This is a genomic window from Raoultella sp. (assembly GCF_039594335.1).
Lineage (GTDB): Bacteria > Pseudomonadota > Gammaproteobacteria > Enterobacterales > Enterobacteriaceae > Klebsiella.
This window is the reverse complement of the sequence record NZ_JBCNNS010000008.1, coordinates 19,964-42,375: the sequence shown is the minus strand read 5'-3', so window position 1 is coordinate 42,375 and position 22,412 is coordinate 19,964. Positions and strand designations below refer to the sequence as shown.

Here is a 22,412-nt window from a genome sequence, read left to right as displayed (position 1 = left end):
CCTTAAGCCAGCCGGGTTGAAGAGTCACAGATCGACGCTGTTAGGCAGGATAACCAGATCGCGTACGGTGACGTTTTTCGAGCGCGTCACCATAAACAGGACCGACTCCGCAACTTCAATCGGCTGCATCAGGCTGCCGTTAGCCAGCGCCTCTTCCATTTTTTCTTTCGGCCAGTCGTCAAGCAGGGCGGTCACCACCGGGCCCGGTAAGACGGCACCGACGCGCACGCCGTGTTGCGAAACCTGGCGACGGGTGGTGTGTACAAACGCCTGCACGGCGAATTTTGAGGCAGTGTAAATTGGTTCCCAGATGACCGGGACGACGCCAGCGATGGAGCTGGTAAAGATGATGTCGCCGGATTTTTGCGCAATCATGTGCGGGAGTACGCTACGCACGCAGCGGAAGGCGGCGTTGGTGTTGAGATGCAGTACGCGATCCCAGACGTCCGGGTCGCCTTCGGCCACCGGTCCGCCGATGTAGGCGCCGGCGTTAGCGTGGAAAATATCCAGTCTTCCGGCGAGATTGAGAATACCGGTCAGAATATTATCGACCTGATCGCCCTGCATTAAATCCACCTGCAGAGCGAAGGCGTTTTCGCCGAGTTCAGCCACAATCTTAGTGAGTTTTTCGCCTTCCCGGTCGATCAGCACCACTTTGGCTCCCGCCGCCAGCAGGGTTCTGGCGCATTCGAGGCCGATACCGGATGCCGCACCGGTGACGGCGGCGACTTTACCATTGAGTGAAGTATTCATAGAGGATACAGAGTGGTTCATTTTATAATCCTTCATTGAGTCTGTTTGGTCAGTCGATCTGGTCCTCGATAAGCATGGGCCAGCGTTGATGTTATGCATGAAAAATTGTTAAGGTTTTGAATAAAAGCATTATTTATAGATATACGCTGAAAATTGAGCGATGAATAACGTCATCCGCCATGGAGCATAATGGTTGCTCAATCGATGAAGCTAATGTTGCGCCAGCTTCATCGATTGAGCAAGTGGGGAAAATAACAGCGAAATGAATTTGTGACGCAAGTTGGGAAAATGAAAAAAATCACTATCTACGATCTGGCGGAATTGTCCGGCGTTTCGGCCAGCGCGGTCAGTGCAATCCTCAATGGCAACTGGAAAAAGCGGCGCATCAGCGCCAGACTTGCGGAAAAGGTGACGCGGATTGCTGAAGAGCAGGGCTATGCGATAAACCGTCAGGCCAGCATGTTGCGCAGTAAAAAATCGCATGTGATCGGCATGATTGTTCCCAAATACGACAACCGTTACTTCGGCTCCGTTGTGGAAAACTTTGAAGAGATGGCGCGCGAGCGCGGTCTGCTGCCGATTATCACCTGTACCCGCCGTCGCCCTGAGCTGGAAATCGAAGCGGTGAAGGCGATGCTCTCATGGCAGGTGGATTGGGTCGTGGCGACCGGGGCGACGAACCCGGATAAAATTACCGAGCTCTGTCAGCAGGCGGGTGTGCCAACCGTGAATCTCGATCTGCCGGGTACGCTTGCGCCGTCGGTCATCTCGGACAACTACGCTGGCGCCAGAGCGCTGACGGATAAGATCCTCGACAACAGCGCCAGGCGTCACGGCAGGCTGGCGCCGCTGACCTTCGTCGGCGGGCGTAGCAGCGACCACAATACCCTCGAACGTCTGCGCGGCTTTCGCGACGCGCACCAGGCCCGGGGCCTGAGCGTTCCCGATGAGAACGTACTGGCGCCCGGCTATTCAAAGGGCAAAGTCGAGGCCTGTATGCAGGCCAGGTTCAGTACCCCGGAAGAACATCTGCAGGGGCTCTTCGTTAACTCGACGATTTCGCTGGAAGGGGTGGTCAGATGGCTGGCGCAGTTGGGATTAACCGGCAGCGGGCAGCCGCCAATGGGCTGCTTCGACTGGGACCCGTTTGTCTATCTCCTCGGCCACGACATCGATATGGTGCAGCAGAATGTCCCGGTGATGCTGGAGGCGGTATTCAACATTATTGATGCCGGCGAAGCCCGCCAACAGCTGGTCGAGATCCCACCACTGCTGATTGCTAGTCGCGATCATGTCTGAGTCGCTTAGCGCGGCGGCAGTGAGAACTGCCGCTAGCGCGTCAGCAGCCAGCGGGCGGTATGCTCATCTGTGACCAGGCCATTGATCCAGCCCCCTTTCAGCGCCGCCAGAATCGCCGGGCGTTTATATTCTCCGCAGGCCACCGCAATACGCGGGCACTGATTGTGGCGAATATCGTAGCTGGTGATCATCCGGTTGATATCGCTCTCTACCACGCCGCCGTCGGCATCAATGAAGCGGCCGAGGATCTCGCCAATCCCGCCCTGGGCCGTCAGCTCATCCAACTGCGCCTGGTTGATAAAACCGTCTTTAAAGATGGGGCTGTTGGTGCCCAGCGGGCCGATGCCGACGAAAATCACGTCCGCCTGCTGCGCCACGTCTGAGACGTTGCGGAACAGGCGACTGGTGCACCACATTTCATGTTCATCCACGGTTTGCGCGTAGCGCGGCGCTGGCCACTGATAATATTTGGCCTGAATTTTTCGCGCCAGCAGCAGAGGAACATCGTCGTAATAGTTGCACTGGCCGTCGGCGTCCATGGCGCTAATCAGCGCCACGCAGCGCGTATTCAGACTGGCGAAGTCGATTCGCTGCATGGTTTTTTTCAGCGTCAGCCCGGAACCAATGCCGATAATCTTCGCTTTATCATCCTGCAGATAGCGGGCCATCAACTGGTAACAGCCGAAAGAAACGCTGTCCAACGTGCTCTCTTCGCTCCACGCGGGAACGATATTGCAGTCGACCAGCTGGTATTTCTCCTGTAACAGTTGCCCATAGTCGAGGCAGTTGGCCACCGGATGGTGAAGGCCGATCGAGACGATTCCCTCTTCTTTAGCGGCGGCGATCATTCGCTGCACCACCGGCCTCGAAGTCCCCAGCTGGCTGGCGATCTCGCTTTGATTCAGACCGGCAATATAGTACATCCATGCGGCGCGGACCTTCTGATCCAGCCTGATATCCTCTTCTTTACCCATGATTCCCTGCCTTAAGCGTGCGGTCATAAACAGGCCCGGCATCATTCGATCCGTAGGGGCTGCGCACAATATCTTGCGGTCTGTGGCGCCAGTAGTCTGCGTGGCGAATGATTCAGGCGATAGGCGCATTCTCGCCGCGGTTTTTAAATCAGGCAAGCTTTTGCTCTTTTTTGGTCATTTGTATTTTTAATGAGTAATTGATCTTTTGTGATCTATAACTCTTATTAAGAGCAAATGATCAGATACAGTGAGTCCCATCACTCAAGGAGATCAGAATATGAATCAGCAATTCACATGGCTTCACATCGGTCTGGGTTCGTTTCATCGTGCTCACCAGGCGTGGTATCTGCATCGTCTGATCGCCTCCGGCGATAAGCGTTGGCATATCGCGGCGGGCAATATTCGTCAGGATGCCGAGCAGGTGGTTGCGGCGCTTAGCGCCCAGAACGGGCGCTACGTTCTGGAAACCGTCAGCCCGGAAGGGGAGCGCGAATATGAAGAGATCACCTCAATTCAAAAACTGCTGCCGTGGCAGAATGGGCTGCAGCCGCTGATTGACGAAGGGGCAAACCCGCAGACCAAAGTTATCGCCTTTACCGTGACGGAAGGGGGGTACTACCTGAATACCAACCATAAGCTGGAGACCCGCAATCCGGACTTAACCAACGATCTGCAAGGGGGCTGCAAAACCCTCTACGGCACCCTCGCACGCATTCTGGAAAAACGCATGGCAGATAACGCCGGGCCGCTGACGCTGCTCAACTGCGATAACGTTCGCCACAATGGCGAGCGCTTTCACGACGGGCTGGTGGAGTTTCTCCAGTTAACTGGCAGGCGGGCGGTGATAGCGTGGCTGGCGGCGAATGCGACCTGTCCGAACACCATGGTGGATCGCATCACGCCGCGACCGGCGGCCGATCTGTCGGCGCGCATCAAAGCGCAAACCGGTATTGACGATAAAGCCCCGGTAATGGGCGAGACTTTTATTCAGTGGGTAGTCGAAGATAATTTCCGCGCTGAGCGTCCGAACCTGGAGGCCGTCGGCGTGGAGATGGTTGATTCGGTTATCCCTTACGAAGAGGCCAAAATCCGTATTCTGAACGCCTCGCACAGTGGCATCGCGTGGGCCGGTACGTTAATGGGTCAACGCTATATTCACGAAAGTACGTTGACCGATTTTATCTATGCTATTGCCGACCGCTACGTCAGCGAAGATGTGATTCCGTGCCTGGGCGACAACGGGATCGATCTGGCGACCTACCGCGATGTGGTCCTTAAGCGTTTCACCAACCCCTATATCCAGGATACCAACCAGCGGGTCGCGGCGGACGGGTTGTCAAAAATTCCGGCGATGATCGCCCCAACGCTGCAGGAGTGCTACCAACGCGGTGCCCGCCCGGAGGCGGCGGCCATGCTGCCCGCGCTGTTCTTTGTCTTTATGGCGCAGTGGCATAAAGGCACGCTGCCTTATGAATACCAGGATGGCATTCTCGATGCTCAGGCGGTCCATGAAATGTTTGAATCCAGCGACCCGATTGCCCTTTATGCCAAAGACCGGGCGCTGTTTGGTTCCCTGGCCGAACGGGATGATTTCCTGGCGCTGATGCGTGAGAAGATTGCCGCCGTCTATTCACTGATTCAATAGGAGCTGGCTATGTACCTGGGCATCGATCTTGGCACCTCGGAAGTGAAAGCACTGGTTATTGATGAGAATAATGCGGTGGTCGCCAGCCATAGCGCGCCGTTGACTATCCAGCGGCCTCATCCGCACTGGTCAGAACAGGCACCGCAGGCGTGGTGGGAAGCCACAGAATATCTGGTCATCACCCTGCGGGAAAAATGTGGCCATCACTGGTCCGCGATTAAGGCCGTCGGCCTCTCCGGGCAGATGCATGGCGCGGTACTGCTGGACAGCGGTGGGGAGGTGATCCGTCCGGCCATTTTGTGGAATGACACGCGCTGTGCGCAGGAATGTCGTGAGCTGGAGGAGAGGGCGCCTGAACTGCACCAGGTCGCCGGAAACCTGGCGATGCCGGGCTTTACCGCGCCAAAACTGTTGTGGGTGAGGCGCCACGAGCCGGCAAACTTTCAGCGCACGGCAACGGTAATGCTGCCGAAGGATTATCTGCGCTACAAAATGACCGGCAAAAAAATCTCCGATATGTCGGATGCCGCCGGGACGCTATGGCTGGACGTGGCGAAACGCGACTGGTCCGATGCGCTGCTGGATAAGTGTGGCCTGTCGCGCCGTCAGATGCCGACGCTGGTTGAAGGTTGCGAGGTGTCCGCCACGCTGGCCCCTCAGGTTGCCACGCGCTGGGGATTGAATCCCTCGGTGGTGGTGGCCGGCGGCGGCGGGGATAACGCGGTCAGCGCCATCGGCGTCGGCGCAGTCTCACCGGGCGATGCGTTTATTTCACTGGGCACCTCCGGGGTGTTGTTCGTGGTGACCGATACTTATCGCCCGGCGCCGCAGTCGGCGGTGCACGCCTTCTGCCACGTCTTACCGAACCTGTGGCATCAGATGAGCGTGATGCTCAGCGCCGCCAGCTGCCTGCAATGGTTCTGCCGTTTAACCAGCACCACCGAAGTGGCGTTGCTGGAGGAGATTGCCCAGTTGAGCGAGGAAGAGAAGGCCAACGCGCCGTTCTTTCTGCCTTATCTTTCCGGGGAACGTACGCCGCATAATGATCCGGACGCGCGCGGAATGTTCTGGGGGATGACCCATTCCAGCCTGCGCGCCCAACTGGGTTACGCGGTGCTGGAGGGGGTGAGCTTCGGGATCAACGATGGTTTGCAGGTCCTGAAAGAGAGCGGCACGCGGATTGAACAGTGTTCGCTGGTCGGCGGCGGCGCCCGCAGCCCGTTCTGGGCACAGCTGCTGGCGGATATTCTTGATATGCCGGTGGTGACCCATAAAGGCGGTGAAACCGGCGGCGCGCTGGGGGCGGCGCGGCTGGCCTGTCTGGCGGCAGGGAAACCGCTGGCTGTCGTCTGCGAAAAACCAGAGGTCTACCAGACCTGGCGCGCCGCGCCTGAACGCCATCACACCCTGATGCAACGCTATGCGCAATTTCAAGCGCTCTATCTCAACGACCTGAATTACCGACATCACTGATTTTAATAATAACAACCCTCCGGTGGCTGCACCGGAGCGTCTTCCTGCACCCTGAAAACGAGGTCATTATGTCCGTGAATAGCAAACAGTGGTTCGGTCTGCCGCTGAATCTGATCTGGGGATACATCGCCATCGCCGTGTTTATGACCGGTGACGGCTTTGAGCTGGCGTTTCTCTCGCACTACATCAAGGAGCTGGGCTTCACTCCGGCCCAGGCTTCTTTCGCCTTTACCCTCTACGGCCTCGCCGCCGCCCTGTCGGCGTGGATCTCCGGCGTGGTCGCCGAGATCATCACCCCGCAGAAAACCATGCTGATCGGCTTTGTGCTGTGGTGCGTGTTCCACGTGCTGTTCCTGGTCTTCGGCCTCGGCCACGCCAACTACCCGCTGATCCTGCTGTTCTATGGCATTCGCGGCTTTGCCTACCCGCTGTTCCTCTACGCCTTTATCGTCGCTATCGTGCACAACGTGAAAAGCGACGGCGCCAGCTCGGCGCTGGGCTGGTTCTGGGCGGTCTACTCAATTGGTATTGGTGTGTTTGGCAGCTATATCCCGAGCTTTACCATCCCGCATATCGGTGAGTTGGGCACCTTGTGGCTGGCGCTGGTGTTCTGCGTCACCGGCGGCATTATCGCGCTGGTATCGCTGCGCCATATTCAGACGCCGCGCCATATGCAGAACCTCACCACCCGCGAGAAGTTTGCCGAATTGGGGCGCGCCGCCACGTTGCTCTACACCAACCGCAATATCCTGCTCTCCAGCATGGTGCGCATCATCAACACCCTGTCGCTGTTCGGCTTTGCGGTGATCATGCCGCTGATGTTTGTCGATGAGCTGGGCTTTACCACCTCCGAATGGCTCCAGGTGTGGGCGGCTTTCTTCTTCACCACCATTTTCTCCAACGTGCTGTGGGGGATCCTTGGGGAAAAACTGGGCTGGATGAAGGTGGTGCGCTGGTTTGGTTGCATTGGCATGGCGCTGTCGAGCCTGGCGTTTTACTACATCCCGCATCATTTCGGGCATAACTTTGCCATGGCACTGGTACCGGCGATTGCGCTGGGGATTTTTGTGGCGGCGTTTGTGCCGATGGCGGCGGTCTTCCCGGCGCTGGAGCCGCAGCATAAAGGGGCGGCGATTTCGGTCTACAACCTGTCGGCAGGGCTGTCCAACTTCCTGGCTCCGGCGATTGCGGTGGTGCTGCTGCCGTACTTCAGTACGATTGGGGTGGTGGTGGCGTACACCGCGCTGTACGTGCTGGCCTTTTTCCTCTGTGCTTTTATTCGCGTCGAGCAGCCGGGTTTTACCCTGAAGCCTGCGCCAACCCGCAAAAGCGTTGAGTTTTCCTGACACAGTTAGCGGGCTGACAGGCGAGCTCCGTCAGCCCGGTTTGAGGTAGAAGATGAGCATCAAAGCGGTCATTTTTGACATGGATGGCGTGATTATTGATTCAGAAGCCCTGTGGCGGCAGGCGCAACGGGAGGAGCTGGCCTGTTGGGGCGCGACGGTCAGCGAGGAGGAGTGTGAAACGCTGACGAAAGGTAAGCGACTGGACGATATTGCCCGCGTGTGGTGTCGGCACTGCCGGCTGGCGATTGCACCACAGCAGCTGGAAGCACTCATTTTACAACGCATCGTCGGATTGATTACCGCCAACGGGGAGGCGATGGGGGGCGTCAACGAGGCATTGGCGCATTTTCGGCGTCTGGGTTGCCGGATTGCGCTGGCGACGTCTTCTTCTCATCAGGTGATTTCCGCGGTACTCGATAAACTCTCCCTACGGCCCTGCTTTGATGTGATTTCCAGCGCCGATGATGAGGCGTGGGGCAAACCGCATCCGGCGGTCTACCTCTCGACACTGCGCAAGCTGGCGCTGAGCGCCGGAGAGTGTCTGGTTATCGAGGACAGTTTTCACGGCTTTTGCGCGGCGCAGGCGGCGGGTATTGCCACGGTCGTTATTGCGCCAGATTGTCAGCATCCGCGTTTTGCCGCCGCTATCGCCCGTCATCGCTCGTTACCGGAACTGCTGCAGAGGCGCTCTGAACCTGACCTGGCGCTCGGGTGACGACCTTATCGGTGAGCGCAGAAGCTCTGGAGATGTAAACGGTCTTTTTATCTCTTCGTTCTGCGCTCGCCTTCTACCTGGCGTATTATTTCAGCAACGCGCAGTCCGGCGGCAGGCGACAGCGTAGTGCGCCCGGGAGAATTTCCATACGGAAATGTTTACCGCTCAGCGGTTCGCCATCAAGGTTAAAGGTCATCTCGTGCGGCGCGGTGATTTCAAACCACGACGACACGCCGTCCACCAGGTTAGGGGAGTTGTCGGGATCCGCCAGGGTAGTAAACAGCGCGGGCAGCAGCTCTTCGCCGGTAAAAACCCGCAAATGCAGCAGGCCGTCGTTAATCAGGGCTTGCGGGCAAAGCTGCTGACCGCCGCCAGCCTGACGACCGTTGCCGATACCAATAACCAGCGCGTTTCCGCGCCAGCTAAAGTTTTCGCCGTGAATTTCGCAGCGGTCGGGTTTCAGGGTGTCCATACGCATCAGGCCATGAATCAGATAGGAGACGCCGCCCAGCGCGGCTTTGAGTTTCTCCGGCGTTTCGGTAGTAATCCGGGTCCCGAAGCCACCGGTCGCCATGTTAATAAAGCCGGTTTTATCATTCACCCGCGCCACGTCTATGGCGATATCGCGGCCGACAATCGCCAGTTTCAGGGCGCTGGCGAGATCTTGTGGGATCCCGACGCTGGTGGCGAAATCATTGGCGGTACCCAGCGGCAGGATGCCGAGCGCGACCTGGCTTTTACGCTGGACCAGCGCCGTGGCGACCTCATTGATGGTGCCATCGCCGCCGCCGGCAATCACTGTCCCCACCTTAAGCTGCAGCGCTTCATCGACAAAACGGACGGCATCGCCTTTTTCCCAGGTCACCCGAACATGGATGTCGATACCTTCCTCGCGCAACAGTGCGATCGCTTCGCGCAACTGCGGCTCGTTAGCTCTTTTGCCATTGAGAATCAGTAAGCTGGCTGGAAACACAGGCATAGTTATGGCTTCCTTTTTGTGCAAGATGCAGAAAGTGTACCCTATGATAGCGAGGATGGACATTTTGTAACGCCGGGCGACGGCGAGAAAGGAAGGAGCGCACAGCGGCGTGATAAAAAATAAGCCCGCGTAAGGGAGATTACGCAGGCTAAGGAGGTGGTTCCTGGTACAGCTAGCATTTATGGGTTATGTTTTTCAGCAAGATGGATAATACCCACTTCAAACGCAACGGTGTGTGATCCGTTTCTAATATCCGTGCATCCTGAAAAAATAACCCTGATAAACTAGTTACTGTGCGGATTTCTGGTCGTCTGGCCAGTAAAGTTGCGCATCAGCAGAGCATACTGCAGCTCCATCTCTTCCGGTACAGGCAACCATACTGTATAGCCATCGCCGGGGGCGACCGGCATCGCCTCACCTTTGGCATTCACCATGTGTTCCAGGGTGAAGTTCACGTTGCCCTGCGGGGTCATCAGCTCAAGGCTGTCGCCGACGGAAAACTTATTTTTCACCGCTACGGCGGCCAACTGACCATTGCGCTCACCGGTAAATTCACCGACAAACTGCTGGCGTTCGGAAAGGGAGTAACCGTACTCATAATTCTGGTAATCGTCATGGGTATGACGGCGCAGGAAGCCTTCGGTGTAGCCACGGTGGGCTAGTCCTTCCAGCGTTTCCAGCAGGCTTTCGTCAAACGGTTTGCCCGCCGCGGCGTCATCAATAGCCTTGCGATAAACCTGGGCGGTGCGTGCGCAGTAATAGAACGATTTGGTGCGGCCTTCGATTTTCAACGAGTGCACGCCCATCTGCGTCAGACGCTCGACATGCGCAATGGCGCGCAGGTCTTTGGAGTTCATGATGTAGGTGCCGTGTTCATCTTCGAAAGCGGTCATGTATTCGCCAGGCCGTTTGGCTTCTTCAATCATAAACACTCGGTCGGTTGGCGCGCCGATCCCCAACGTGGGTTCGACGGTCTTGACCGGAATCGGCTCATGCTGGTGGACGATATTGCCGACGTCATCTTCTTTGCCTTCCTGAACGTTGTATTCCCAGCGGCAGGCGTTGGTGCAGGTGCCCTGGTTCGGGTCGCGTTTGTTGATATAGCCCGAGAGCAGGCAGCGGCCAGAATAGGCCATGCACAGCGCGCCGTGGACGAAAATCTCGAGTTCCATCTCCGGGACCTGGCTGCGGATTTCGGCAATTTCGTCCAGCGACAGTTCGCGGGAAAGAATCACCCGGCTCAGCCCCATCTGCTGCCAGAATTTAACGGTCGCCCAGTTGACGGCGTTGGCCTGAACCGACAGATGAATCTGCATATCGGGGAAGTTTTCCCGCACCAGCATGATCAAACCCGGATCGGACATAATCAGCGCGTCCGGCCCCATATCCACCACCGGCTTCAGATCGCGAATGAAGGTTTTCAGCTTGGCGTTGTGCGGCGCAATGTTGACGACCACGTAGAATTTTTTCCCGAGCTGATGAGCTTCATTGATGCCCAACTGTAGGTTTTCATGGTTGAATTCGTTGTTGCGCACGCGCAGAGAATAACGCGGCTGGCCAGCATACACGGCGTCAGCGCCATAAGCGAAGGCGTAACGCATATTTTTCAGCGTTCCCGCCGGGGAAAGGAGTTCCGGTTTAAACATGATGTTCTCGTTCTGATGACAGGTCAGATTCGCCACACCTGATGTGGCGACTTGGGGAAGCACTTTCATGAACAGTGCCCACACATTAAGGGCGGGCATTGTAGCGCTGCGGCTAAGGAGAGTAAACCTTTCCCCTTACCCCAATCTTGCCTTGCGCAACGAGGAGGGGGCTTACGCCAGACGACAGGCGTCGGCCTCCCAGCGGTAGCCAACGCCGTAGACCGCGCGGATAAAGGACTGCTCGGCGTCCAGCGACTCCAGCTTACGCCGCAGATTTTTGATATGGCTGTCGATGGTTCTGTCGGTCACCACGCGATAGTCATCGTACAGGTGATTGAGCAGCTGCTCGCGCGAGAAAACTTTGCCCGGCTCCTGCGACAGGGTTTTCAGCAGACGAAACTCGGCGGGGGTCAGATCCAGCAGCTTATTGCGCCATGAAGCCTGAAAACGGCTCTCATCTACAATCAGCGGGCTTTCCGCATCCAGCGCCAGCAGATCCCGGCGCGGCTGGCAGCGGCGGAGGATCGTTTTCACCCTGGCGACGACTTCGCGCGGGCTGTAGGGCTTACAGATGTAATCGTCGGCGCCGATCTCCAGTCCAAGCAGCCGATCGATTTCCTCAATTTTCGCCGTCACCATCACTACCGGCACATCGGAAAAGCGACGGATCTCCCGACACAGCGTCAGGCCATCGGTTCCCGGCAGCATCAGATCTAACAAGATCAAGTGTGGTGGGGTCTGGCGCACGTAAGGCAGGACCCGATCGCCGTGATTAATCAGCGTTGGCACATAACCTGCCGCGAACAGATAGTCGAGCAGCAACTGACCCAATTTGGGTTCATCTTCCACGACAAGAATGCGCGGGGTATTTTCATCAACAGGTAATTCGCTCATACGTCTCTCGGTGTATCACGTTCCAGAGGTAACTCTACTTTAATGCTAACCCCGCCAAATGGCGAATGGTCGGCTCGTAAGGTGCCGCCATGGGCAGCGACGATGTTGACACAAATGGCCAGCCCCAACCCGGAGCCGCCACTGGCGCGGTTACGTGAACCTTCGGCACGATAGAAGCGCTCGCACAGCCGTTCCAGCTGTTGGTCGCTGACGCCGGGACCGCTATCGGCAAAATCAAGAAGGATGCGCCGGCCCGTCTGGCTGGCGCTGATCAGCAGACGTCCGCCGCTATCGGTATAGCGGAGGCTGTTTTCCAGGAGATTGTTGAAAAGCTGCATCAGGCGATCGGCGTCGCCAAATACCGTCGCGTTTTCCGGAAGCGAAACGGCGATGGCCAGCCCCCGGCTGGCGAAGCGTTCACGGAAGGCGCCCGCCGCGACTTCCAGCAGCGTAATGATATCCACGGCGGTTTTTTGATAGGCCAATGCGCCTTCATCGGACATCGATAGCTGGTGCAGATCGTCAACCAGTTTGGTCAGGGTGGTGACCTCCGCCTGTAGCGAAGTGACGGAATCCGGGGTGAATTTGCGTACGCCGTCCTGAATGGCTTCCAGTTCGCCGCGCAGCACCGCCAGCGGGGTCCGCAGTTCATGAGAAATATCTGCCATCAGGTCGCGACGCATTTGCTGGTTGCGTTCCAGGGTGCTGGCGAGCTGGTTAAAATCCTGCGCCAGGCGGCCGAGCTCATCGCTGCTGCTGACCGCCACGCGGGTGGTGAAATCTCCCGCCGCCAGGCGGTGGGTCCCTTCGACCAGACGCTTTACCGGCGCCAGCAGGCCGCGCGCCAGCGGGAAAGTTGCCAGCGCAGCAAGGATCGTCGACAGGGCAACAATCAGCCAGCTGGCGCGCTTTTGCTGACGGTCGAAATTAATGTCGGTATTGCGCGTCAGACGCTCGACCGGTGAGGCGATAACCTCGCCCACCGATACGCCGTTAACCATAATATTGCGCCGGCTGCCGTCTTCAGGCACCCGCTCGCGGGGGCCAACCAGGACGTGCCCTTGCTGGTCAACGACCCAGAAAAGCGTGCGCCAGCCGTGCGGAGGCATATCCGGGCCGGGGCCGTGCGAGCCGTCCGGCGGAGGGGTATCGGGTGGGGGGCCCTCGGCGCCAGGCGCGCCAGCGGAATTTGTTTTGCGCCCGCCTGGGAAGCGATCGTCGTTATCGCGATCGAACGACTTTAATAGCTGGAAAATAAAGCGATCGTTATTGCGCAGAAATTTCCAGTTGCCGTGCAGGGCATACTGCTCGCTCAGCGCATCGCCCAGCATCATCAGCCGCTGTTCATTGCCGCGCTTGATATAATCGATAAATCCGCGTTCAAAACTGATGCGCACCGCCCAGTGCATGCTGATGAGCAGCACGATGCAGGTGGCCAGAATAGCCAGAAATAGCTTGCCGGTAATACCGGGACGCCATAGCTTCACGGCTCACTCCTTTTATGTCGGGCGATAGCGGTATTGCTTTCGGTATCATCGGGAACGCGGGAAAAAATGCAGGCCGGTAGCGCAATAATGACCGCCATGCACAGGTAGGTATAAAGAAAGACCTGATGGGTGGCGGCGCCATCGGCGCTGATATGCTGCTGACCGAACAGGCCGAGCAGCATCCCGGCGAGGGTTACGCCAATACTCATCGACAGTTGCATCACCATCGACAGCAGGCTGTTGCCGCTGCTGGCGTGGTCATCCGGCAGATCTTTCAGTGTCAGGGTGTTCATCGACGAGAAGCGGCTGGAGTTGATCATCCCTTGCATAAACAGCACCACCGGCAATAGCCAGTACCAGCCCGCCAGGGCGACGGCCATAAACAGCAGGCTCACCAACGCCAGACCAAGAGTCGCCACCATTAAGACGCGGCGGTAGCCAAAGCGGTTGACCACCTGTACCACAATACGTTTCATCCCCATGCTGCCAAGCACCATCGGAATCATCATCATCCCGGCGTGAAACGGTGTAAAGCCGAGGCCAATTTGCAGGAATACCGGCGTCATAAAGGGCAGCATACCGCTGCCAATACGTCCGGAAAAGCTGCCGCCGAGCCCGAGGGAGAAAGTGCGATTGCGAAACAGGTTCAGACTGAACAGGGCGTTGTCATTGCCCCGGGCGTAGCATAAATAGAGCACAATGGCGGCCACGCCGGTCACCACCAGCGCGCTGAGCAGCAGCGGAGAAATTCCCAGCCCTTTTTTACCGTCGAGCGCGAGGGTTAAGGTCGCCATCCCCAGCGCCAGCAGGATAAAGCCAACAATATCGAAGCGCCGGGTCTGAAGAGTGTAGTTTGGCATCAGCAACAGGGTGGCGATGGCGCCGATAATGCCCACCGGAATATTGATTAAGAAAATCCAGTGCCAGGAGGCGTATTCCACCAGCAGGCCGCCGAGGGCCGGGCCAAGCAGCGGCCCGACCTGGCCGGGGAGCGTAACAAAGGTCATCGCCGCCATATACTGGGCGCGCGGAACGATTTTCATCACCGTCAGACGACCGACAGGGACCATCATGGCGCCACCGACACCCTGCAGTACGCGGGCCAGCACCAACTGATTGAGGGTTGCGGCCTGGGCACAAAGCAGCGACCCGAGCGTAAACAGAATAATGGCGCTAAAAAAGATATTGCGCACGCCCACCCGGTCCGCCAGCCAGCCGCTGGCGGGTAGCATAATCGCCACCGTCAACACGTAGGAGACGATGACCATATGCATATGCAAGGGGCTCTCCCCAAGGCTTTTGGCCATTGAAGGGAGGGCGGTATTGACGATGGTGGTGTCCAGCGATTGCATAAAGAAGCCGAAAGCCACTATCCATAATTGCCAGCGGACGCTGGAGGGCAGTTCTGTCATGTTATTCGCTTACCGGTTGGCTAACTTTTCGCGAAAAACGCACCCGCAGACGGTCAAAGAACAGATAGACCACCGGTGTGGTGTAGAGGGTCAACAACTGGCTCATGACCAGCCCGCCGACAATGGTGATCCCCAGTGGCTGACGCAGTTCCGAGCCGTCGCCGCCCGAAAGCACCAGTGGCAGTGCACCAAACAGCGCCGCGAGAGTGGTCATCATTATCGGGCGGAAACGCAGCAGGCAGGCCTGGAAGATCGCCTCTTCCGGCGGCAGATTGCCGTTACGCTGCGCTTCGAGGGCAAAGTCGACCATCATGATGGCGTTTTTCTTCACTATCCCAATTAATAGCATGATGCCGATAAGCGCAATCAGGCTGAACGGCGCGCCAAAGAGTTCCAGCGCCAGCAGGGCTCCCACACCTGCCGAGGGGAGGGTGGAGAGAATCGTTAACGGATGCACATAGCTTTCGTAGAGGATTCCCAGCACGATATAGACCGTTGCAATGGCGGCCAGAATCAAAATGACCTGCGAATGCATGGTCTGCTGGAAGACCTGCGCGGTACCGGCATAGGTGCCCCGTACGCTGGAAGGCACTCCAAGCTGAGTCATCGCGCGATTAATGGCATCGCTGGCTTCCGATAGCGATTGACCGGTCGGCAGGTTAAAAGAGATCGTCGACGCCGCCGACAGTCCCTGGTGGTTGACCGACAGCGGTGCGTTGGCTGGCTGCCATTTAGCAAAATAGGCGAGCGGGATCGGTTTGTCTTCGCTGTTGATCACAAACATCTTATCCAGCGCACTGACGTCCTGGGTATAAGCCGGATCGACCTCCATCACCACTTTATACTGGTTCAGCGGCTGGTAAATCGTCGAGATCTGCCGCTGGCCGAAAGCGTTATTCAGCAGACTGTTGGCATCATGGACGCTAATCCCGAGGCGCGACATGGTATCGCGATCGTAGATGAGATCCATTTCGGCGCCGTTATCCTGCTGATCAGAGTTGACGTCCGCCAGTTCAGGCAGCGCGGCCAGCGCTTTGCGAATCTTCGGTTCCCATTCGCGCAGCGCCGAGAGATCGTCTGATAACAGAGTGTACTGATAGCTGGCGTTGGCCTGGCGGCCGCCGACGCGAATATCCTGCACCGCCATTAAGAACAGGTTGGCGCCCGGTTCTTTGGCCAGTTTTTTACGCAGCCGGTCGATAATCTGCTGCGCCGTTTCATGCCGCTGATCGCGAGGTTTGAGGGAGATAAACATCATCCCGCTGTTCACCCGTGAACCGCCGGTAAAGCCGGTGACATTGTCCACCGCCGGATCTTCACGAATGATCTTCATAAAGTCCTGCAGCTTGCCGCGCATCGCCTGGAAGGAGATACTCTGGTCAGCCTGAATGCCGCCTATCAGCACGCCGGTATCCTGCTCCGGGAAGAGGGTTTTTGGTATTGAGATATAGAGCCAGATGCTGAGCGCCATGGTTCCCAGCAGCACCAGACCGGTAATACGGCTGTGCCGGAGGACCCACTTCAGCGATTTACCGTAGCCGCCCTGCACGGCGACCAGCAGGCGGCCGAAACCGCGGTTGCGCGTTGGTTCCGAGGGTTTTCCGCGCTTCAGCAGCCAGCCGCACATCATCGGCGTCAGGGTAAGGGAGACCGCCAGCGAGATGCCGATCGCCACCGATAAGGTGACAGCAAATTCGCGTAACAACCGCCCTGGCAGTCCGCCCATCAGCAGCAGCGGTAAAAAAACCGCCACCAGCGAGAGACTCATCGACAGCACGGTGAAACCGACTTCACGGCTCCCCTGCAGCGCCGCCTGCAGCGGCTTCATTCCGGCCTCAAGATGGCGGGAGATATTTTCCAGCACCACGATAGCATCGTCGACCACGAAGCCGGTGGCGATGGTCAGGGCCATCAGCGACAGGTTGTTGAGGCTGAAATCGCAGAGATACATCGCCGCAAAGGTGCCAATCAGCGAGACCGGAACGGCCACCGCCGGGATCAGCGTTGCCCGCCCGGAGCGCAGAAACAGGAACACCACGAGGATAACCAATGCCACCGAGATCACCAGCGTCTGCTCGACTTCCTCCAGCGAGGCGCGGATGGTCGGCGAACGGTCCTGGGCGATTTGCAGGTCGATAGCCGCCGGAATGGTTTTTTGCAGTTCCGGTAGGCGGGCGCGAATACTGTCTACCGTCTGGATGATATTGGCTTCCGGCAGCTTGCGGATCATCAGCAAAATAGCCGGTTTGGCGTTGGTCATCCCGGCGTTGCGTACATCCTGCACCGAATCGCTGATCCGCGCGACGTCGCCAAGGCGTACCGCCGCGCCGTTGCGGTAGTGCACGATCAACGGCTGGTATTCCGCGGCGGTTTTGAGCTCATCGTTAGTTTGTACCTGCCAGCGCGAGCTGTGATCCTCCAGCGCGCCCTGCGGTTTACGCACGTTGGCGTTATTGATAGCGGTGCGCACGGCGTCCAGCGAAACGCCCTGGTTAAACAGCGCCTGTGGGTTGAGGTCGACGCGCACTGCGGGCAGCGAGCTGCCGCCCACGTCGACGTCGCCGACGCCGTCAATCTGGGAGAGGGTTTGCGCCAACTGAGTCGAGGCAAAATCATACAGTTTGCCCTGGGAGTAGGTATCCGAGGTGAGCGTCAGGATCATTATCGGCGCATCGGAGGGGTTGGCCTTGCGATAGGTCGGACGGCCTGGCATGCCGCTCGGCAGCAGGCTTTGCGCGGCGTTGATCGCCGCCTGCACATCGCGGGCGGCGCCGTTGATATCGCGGTCGAAATTGAACTCCATAATAATGCGCGTGCTGCCCAGCGAGCTGGTGGAGGTCATTTCCGACACGCCGGCGATCCGGCCGAGAGAGCGCTCAAGCGGCGTCGCCACCGACGAGGCCATGGTTTCCGGCGACGCGCCGGGCAGCGAGGCGCTGATCATGATCACCGGGAAATCCACCTGTGGCAGCGGGGCCACCGGCAGCAGGCGGAAACCGAGCACCCCACACAGGGTGATGGCGAGCGAAATCAGAATCGTCGCCACCGGGCGGTAAATGAAGAGGGCGAAAAACTTCATTTACGCCTCCTCCTCATGCCGCGGGAAGCGGCTTTTGATGTACAGCGACAGACGGTCGAAGAGCAGATAGATAACCGGGGTGGTGAACAGCGTCAGCACCTGGCTTAGCATCAGACCGCCGACCATACCGATACCGAGAGGACGTCGTAGCTCGGCGCCGACGCCGGTGCTCAGCATCAGCGGCAGTGCGCCGAGCAGGGCGGCGAGCGTGGTCATCAGAATCGGGCGAAAACGCAGCAGACAGGCCTGATAAATCGCCTCACGTGGCGGCATGCCCTGTTCGCGTTCGGCGGCCAGCGCAAAGTCGATCATCATGATGGCGTTCTTCTTGACGATGCCAATCAGCAGGATAATCCCGATAATGGCGATAACGTCCAGCTCGCTGCCCGCCAGCCACAGCGCCAGCAGCGCCCCGACGCCGGCGGTCGGTAAGGTCGACAGGATGGTAATCGGGTGAATAAAGCTTTCATACAGTACGCCGAGCACGATATACATCGCCACAACCGCCGCCACCACCAGCCAGACGGTATTGTTGAGCGCCGACTGGAAGGCGAGGGTGCTGCCCTGGAACTGGGTACGGATATCGGTCGGCAAATCCAGCGCCTGTTCGGCGGCGAGGATGGCGTCGACCGCATCGCCCAGCGAGTAGTTATCCGGGACGTTAAACGAAATGGTGGTCACCGGGAACTGATCGAGATGGTTAATCGACAGCGGCGCGAAGCGTTGCTCGACGCTGGCGATGGATTTCAGCGGCACGATGCCGCCCTCACTGCTGGTCAGGCGAATGTTGTCCAGCGCCGCCAGCCCAGGTGTTGTGCGGGTGTCATGTTCCAGCACCACGCGATACTGATTGGCCTGGGTGTAGATGGTCGAGATCAGCCGCTGGCCGAAGGCGTTATACAGCGCATTATCGACGTCGGCCATGCTGATGCCAAGACGACTGGCGCTGTCGCGATCGACTTTGATATAGGCGGCGAGGCCCTTATCCTGCCAGTCGCTGCTGACGTCAGAGAGCTGAGGCAGTGCCTGGAGACGCGCCAAAAGCTGCGGCACCCAGAGACTGAGCGCATCCAGTGAGTTCGCCTGCAAGGTGAACTGATACTGGGTCCGGCTGACGGTGGTATCGATAGTCAGATCCTGCGTCGGCTGGAGGTAGAGCTCGACGCCGGGGATCCCGTCCACCGCTTTCTGCAGGCGGGTAATCACGGTCTGCACACGGTCGTCGCGTTGATTCAGCGGTTTGAGGTTAATCTGCAGGCGGGCGCTGTTCAGCGCTGGATTGGTGCCGTCCACCCCGACGAAGGAGGTCAGGCTCTCGACGGCCGGGTCTTTGAGGATCGCGGCGGAAACCTGCTCCTGGCGCTGCGCCATATTAGCAAACGAAGCGGATTGCGGAGCCTGTAACGTCCCCTGAATAATGCCGTTGTCCTGAATCGGGAAGAAGCCTTTCGGAATGAAGACCCACAGCATGATTGACAGCGCCAGCGTGCCTAAGGCTACGCTCAGGGTCAGCCACGGGTGATTCAGCACCCGGCTGAGCATCCGACCATAGGCGGCGATCACCCGCTCGAAGAAGCGTTCGCTGGCCCGGGAGAAGCGGTTTTGCTTACGCAGCGACTCGTGGCTGAGCATCCGCGCGCACATCATTGGCGTCAGCGTCAGCGAGACGACGGCGGAAATCAATATCGCCACCGCCAGGGTGACGGCGAATTCACGGAACAGCCGACCGACGATATCGCCCATAAACAGCAGCGGGATCAGCACCGCAATCAGCGAGAAGGTTAATGAGATAATGGTAAAGCCGATTTCTCCGGCGCCCTTCAGCGCGGCGGCGAGCGGCTTTTCGCCTTTTTCGATATAGCGCGAGATGTTTTCGATCACCACGATGGCATCATCGACGACGAAACCGGTGGCGATGGTGAGCGCCATCAGCGTCAGGTTGTTGATCGAAAAGTCGAGGAACACCATTACCGCGAAGGTGCCCACCAGCGACAGCGGCACGGCGACGCCGGGGATAATGGTCGCCGGTACGTTGCGCAGGAACAGGTAAATGATCATCACCACCAGCGCAATCGCCAGCATCAGCTCAAACTGGGTGTCGCTCACCGACGCGCGGATGTTGGTGGTACGGTCGGAAAGGACCTGCACCTTGACCGATTTCGGCAGGCTTTCCGTCAACTGCGGGAGCATCTGACGCACGCTGTCGGCGGTGGCGATGATGTTTGCTCCCGGCTGGCGTTGGACGTTCATGACGATCGCCTGCTGGTTGTTCGCCCACGCGCCGAGCCAGCTGTTTTCCGCCCCTTGCTCGATGGTGGCGACATCGCCGAGACGAATCGGCGCGCCGTTCTGCCAGGCGACGATCAGGCGGCGATAATCTTCCGCCGACTGCATCTGGTCGTTAGCGGAGAGGGTCACGGCGCGGGAAGGACCGTCAAGGCTGCCTTTTGCCGAGTTGACGTTGGCGCTGGTGATGGCGGTGCGAATGGTTTCGCTGGTCAACCCCAGCGCGGCGATGGCCTGCGCATTGAGCTTCACGCGTACCGCCGGGCGTTGGCCGCCCGCGAGAGTCACCAGCCCGACGCCGGAAATCTGGGAAATTTTCTGCGCCACGCGGGTCTCCACCATATCTTCCACCTGGGTCATCGGAATGGCGGAAGAGGTGACCGAGAGGGTCATGATTGGCGGATCGGCCGGGTTGACTTTACTGTACACCGGCGGGTTCGGCAGGTCAGACGGCAGCAGGTTGGTGGCGGCGTTGATCGCGGCCTGGACCTCCTGTTCGGCCACGTCCAGCGACAGGGTCAGCTGGAACTGGAGCGTGACCACCGAGGCGCCGCCGGAACTTTGCGACGACATCTGTTTCAGGCCGGACATCTGGCCAAACTGGCGTTCCAGCGGCGCGGTAATCGCCGAGGTGATGACCTCCGGGCTGGCGCCGGGATAGAGGGTGACCACCTGGATGGTCGGATAATCGACTTCCGGCAAGGCGGAAACTGGCAGGAATCGATAGCCGATGATCCCCGCCAGCATTATCGCCACCATCAGCAGGGTAGTGGCGACCGGGCGCAGAATAAACAGTCGGGAAGGGCCGCCCGTACTGCTCGGGGGTAAGACCTGCATCAGGAGCGCGCTCCTTTTTGGCCGTATTCACGGCTGGTGGCTTTTTCCGGTGCGGCCGGTGCGCTGTGCGGGTCCACCACTTCCACTTTCGCTCCTTCGGTCAGACGATCGATACCGTCAGTGACCACCCGGTCACCCGCCGACAGCCCGGCGGTAATCACCACTTTCAGACTGTCCTGAATACCCGGCGTGACGCTGTGCTTGCTGACTTTATTCTCATCGTTCAGTACCCAGACGAAGTGGCCTTCATTGCCCATTTGCAGCGCGGCAGTCGGGATGACGATGGCGTTCTGTTCTGTGTCCACCAGCATACGGGCGTTAACGAACTGATTCGGGAACAGGGCGTCGTCCTGGTTGTTAAAGCGCGCTTTCAGTTTGATGGTCCCGGTGGTGGCGTCAATCTGGTTATCCAGACTCAGCAGGGACCCTTCGCTGATTTTTTGTTTATTGGTCCGGTCCCAGGCCTCAACCAGCAGCGTTTTCCCGGCTTTCTGCGCCTGGACTACCGTGGCGATATCATTTTCCGGGAGTGTGAAGACCAAATCGATTGGGTGGGTTTGGGTTAACACCACGATACCGGTGGTATCGCCGCTTGAAATCTGATTGCCGATATCCACCTGTTTTAAGCCCACGCGGCCGTCAATCGGCGCGGTGATGCGGCTCCAGTTTAGCTGTAGCTGGGCGCTGGCCACGGCGGCTTCGTCGGCTTTGATAGTGCCTTCCGTTTCGCTAACCAGCGACTGCTGGGTATCTAGCTCCTGGCGTGAAACAAGGTTGCTCTTCACCAGCTGTTGATAGCGGGCGAGATCGCGTCGGGCGTTGGCGAGCGTGGCTTTGTCTTTCGCCAGTTGGCCCTGGGCCTGGGCCAGCGCGACTTTAAACTGGCTGGGGTCGATTTCGGCGAGCAGATCGCCGGCTTTGACCTGCTGGCCTTCCTGGAAATGGATCGCCAGCAGCTGACCCTCTACCCGGCTGCGAACGGTTACCGTATTGGCCGCCGTCACCGTACCGAGGCCGCTGAGATAGCGAGGCACCGACTCGCTGGTGGCCGTCGCCGCTTGAACCGGCGCCAGCACCGCGCCGAAGCGACCATGGCGACCGCCGCCAGGCGCTGGCTGCTGTGAGCCATTCGCCGCAGCAGGCGCCGCGTTTGTCGCTTCACGACTCTGCCAGAACCAGTACCCGGCACCGGCAATGACGATGACCGCCAGCGCGGTACCCCAACGGAGTGTATGACTGCCTTTCATTAATTTGCTATCTCATCCTGAAACGTTTCGCGAAATGATACTAGTTTAGTGACCAAACGCCCCGCAAAAATGGAGGAATTATGAAAAGACTGTTGAGATATGTCTGGATAAAACGCTTTTCGATGAGCCGGTTAGGCTAAAAAAAGATGGGGTATCGGGTCTGATGCTCATTGTTGCCCGCGCGTTTCCTCCTGGATCTGGCAGGGCGGGGCGATTTTTCATGCCTGGTATAACCGTCCTGACGCCATTATTATCAAGACTATAAGTCTGTACTGCAGGGACGGGTACGTCGGGTGTCTGGTTTTGTAACACGAATGCCGGTATCCATCAGGAGTTACGC

Annotated in this window: 15 protein-coding genes; 5 read left to right on the top strand and 10 right to left on the bottom strand. The window is 58.4% G+C overall.

The window, feature by feature from the left end:
* Positions 1–24: 24 nt before the first annotated feature.
* The gene (locus tag ACZAHD_RS02530; protein ID WP_462455388.1) at positions 25–774 is read right to left on the bottom strand and encodes an SDR family oxidoreductase; all 750 of its coding nucleotides are present in this window, start codon (positions 772–774) and stop codon (positions 25–27) included.
* 267 nt (positions 775–1,041) lie between these two features.
* Here ACZAHD_RS02530 and ACZAHD_RS02525 point away from each other — a divergent pair, with 267 nt between their 5' ends.
* Positions 1,042–2,052: a LacI family DNA-binding transcriptional regulator gene (locus ACZAHD_RS02525; RefSeq protein WP_462455387.1), complete on the top strand. Its 1,011-nt coding sequence runs from the start codon at positions 1,042–1,044 to the stop codon at positions 2,050–2,052.
* 32 nt (positions 2,053–2,084) lie between these two features.
* On the opposite strand, the gene ACZAHD_RS02520 is transcribed toward ACZAHD_RS02525, so the two are convergent.
* Positions 2,085–3,026 carry a sugar-binding transcriptional regulator gene (locus ACZAHD_RS02520; RefSeq protein ID WP_462455408.1) on the bottom strand — a complete coding sequence of 314 codons (942 nt, stop codon included), beginning with the start codon at positions 3,024–3,026 and terminating at the stop codon, positions 2,085–2,087.
* A 277-nt stretch (positions 3,027–3,303) separates the two neighbouring features.
* Between ACZAHD_RS02520 and dalD the strand changes: the two genes are divergently transcribed.
* The 4 genes from dalD (at position 3,304) to ACZAHD_RS02500 (ending at position 8,205) form a co-directional block, all read left to right on the top strand.
* Positions 3,304–4,671: a D-arabinitol 4-dehydrogenase gene (dalD, locus tag ACZAHD_RS02515; protein ID WP_462455386.1), complete on the top strand. Its 1,368-nt coding sequence runs from the start codon at positions 3,304–3,306 to the stop codon at positions 4,669–4,671.
* A gap of 9 nt (positions 4,672–4,680) precedes the next feature.
* Positions 4,681–6,144 (top strand): xylulokinase, encoded by a 1,464-nt coding sequence (gene xylB / locus ACZAHD_RS02510; protein ID WP_462455385.1) that lies wholly within the window; start codon positions 4,681–4,683, stop codon positions 6,142–6,144.
* A gap of 68 nt (positions 6,145–6,212) precedes the next feature.
* Positions 6,213–7,490, top strand: coding sequence for an RbtT/DalT/CsbX family MFS transporter (locus ACZAHD_RS02505; protein ID WP_462455384.1), 1,278 nt, complete (start codon positions 6,213–6,215; stop codon positions 7,488–7,490).
* A 52-nt stretch (positions 7,491–7,542) separates the two neighbouring features.
* Entirely contained in the window at positions 7,543–8,205 is a 663-nt protein-coding gene (locus ACZAHD_RS02500; protein WP_462455383.1) for an HAD family hydrolase, read from the top strand.
* Between the two features lie 85 nt (positions 8,206–8,290).
* Here ACZAHD_RS02500 and yegS read toward each other — a convergent pair whose 3' ends face one another.
* The 8 genes from yegS to ACZAHD_RS02460 all read right to left on the bottom strand — a co-directional run bounded on the left by yegS (position 8,291) and on the right by ACZAHD_RS02460 (position 22,072).
* Positions 8,291–9,184 carry a lipid kinase YegS gene (gene yegS / locus ACZAHD_RS02495; RefSeq protein WP_462455382.1) on the bottom strand — a complete coding sequence of 298 codons (894 nt, stop codon included), beginning with the start codon at positions 9,182–9,184 and terminating at the stop codon, positions 8,291–8,293.
* A gap of 284 nt (positions 9,185–9,468) precedes the next feature.
* Positions 9,469–10,830 carry a prephenate-dependent tRNA uridine(34) hydroxylase TrhP gene (gene trhP, locus ACZAHD_RS02490; protein WP_462455407.1) on the bottom strand — a complete coding sequence of 454 codons (1,362 nt, stop codon included), beginning with the start codon at positions 10,828–10,830 and terminating at the stop codon, positions 9,469–9,471.
* 171 nt (positions 10,831–11,001) lie between these two features.
* Positions 11,002–11,724, bottom strand: coding sequence for an envelope stress response regulator BaeR (gene baeR / locus ACZAHD_RS02485; protein WP_462455381.1), 723 nt, complete (start codon positions 11,722–11,724; stop codon positions 11,002–11,004).
* Positions 11,721–13,211 (bottom strand): envelope stress sensor histidine kinase BaeS, encoded by a 1,491-nt coding sequence (gene baeS / locus ACZAHD_RS02480; RefSeq protein WP_462455380.1) that lies wholly within the window; start codon positions 13,209–13,211, stop codon positions 11,721–11,723. The genes baeR and baeS overlap by 4 nt, the downstream gene beginning before the upstream one ends.
* Positions 13,208–14,623 (bottom strand): multidrug transporter subunit MdtD, encoded by a 1,416-nt coding sequence (gene mdtD / locus ACZAHD_RS02475; RefSeq protein WP_462455379.1) that lies wholly within the window; start codon positions 14,621–14,623, stop codon positions 13,208–13,210. Before mdtD ends, baeS begins: the two co-directional genes overlap by 4 nt.
* 1 nt (position 14,624) lies before the next feature.
* Entirely contained in the window at positions 14,625–17,702 is a 3,078-nt protein-coding gene (gene mdtC, locus ACZAHD_RS02470) for a multidrug efflux RND transporter permease subunit MdtC (RefSeq protein ID WP_462455378.1), read from the bottom strand.
* Complete coding sequence (locus ACZAHD_RS02465) at positions 17,703–20,825, bottom strand: MdtB/MuxB family multidrug efflux RND transporter permease subunit (RefSeq protein WP_462455377.1); 3,123 nt, start codon at positions 20,823–20,825, stop codon at positions 17,703–17,705.
* Complete coding sequence (locus ACZAHD_RS02460) at positions 20,825–22,072, bottom strand: MdtA/MuxA family multidrug efflux RND transporter periplasmic adaptor subunit (protein WP_462455376.1); 1,248 nt, start codon at positions 22,070–22,072, stop codon at positions 20,825–20,827. The genes ACZAHD_RS02465 and ACZAHD_RS02460 overlap by 1 nt, the downstream gene beginning before the upstream one ends.
* Positions 22,073–22,412: the final 340 nt, after the last annotated feature.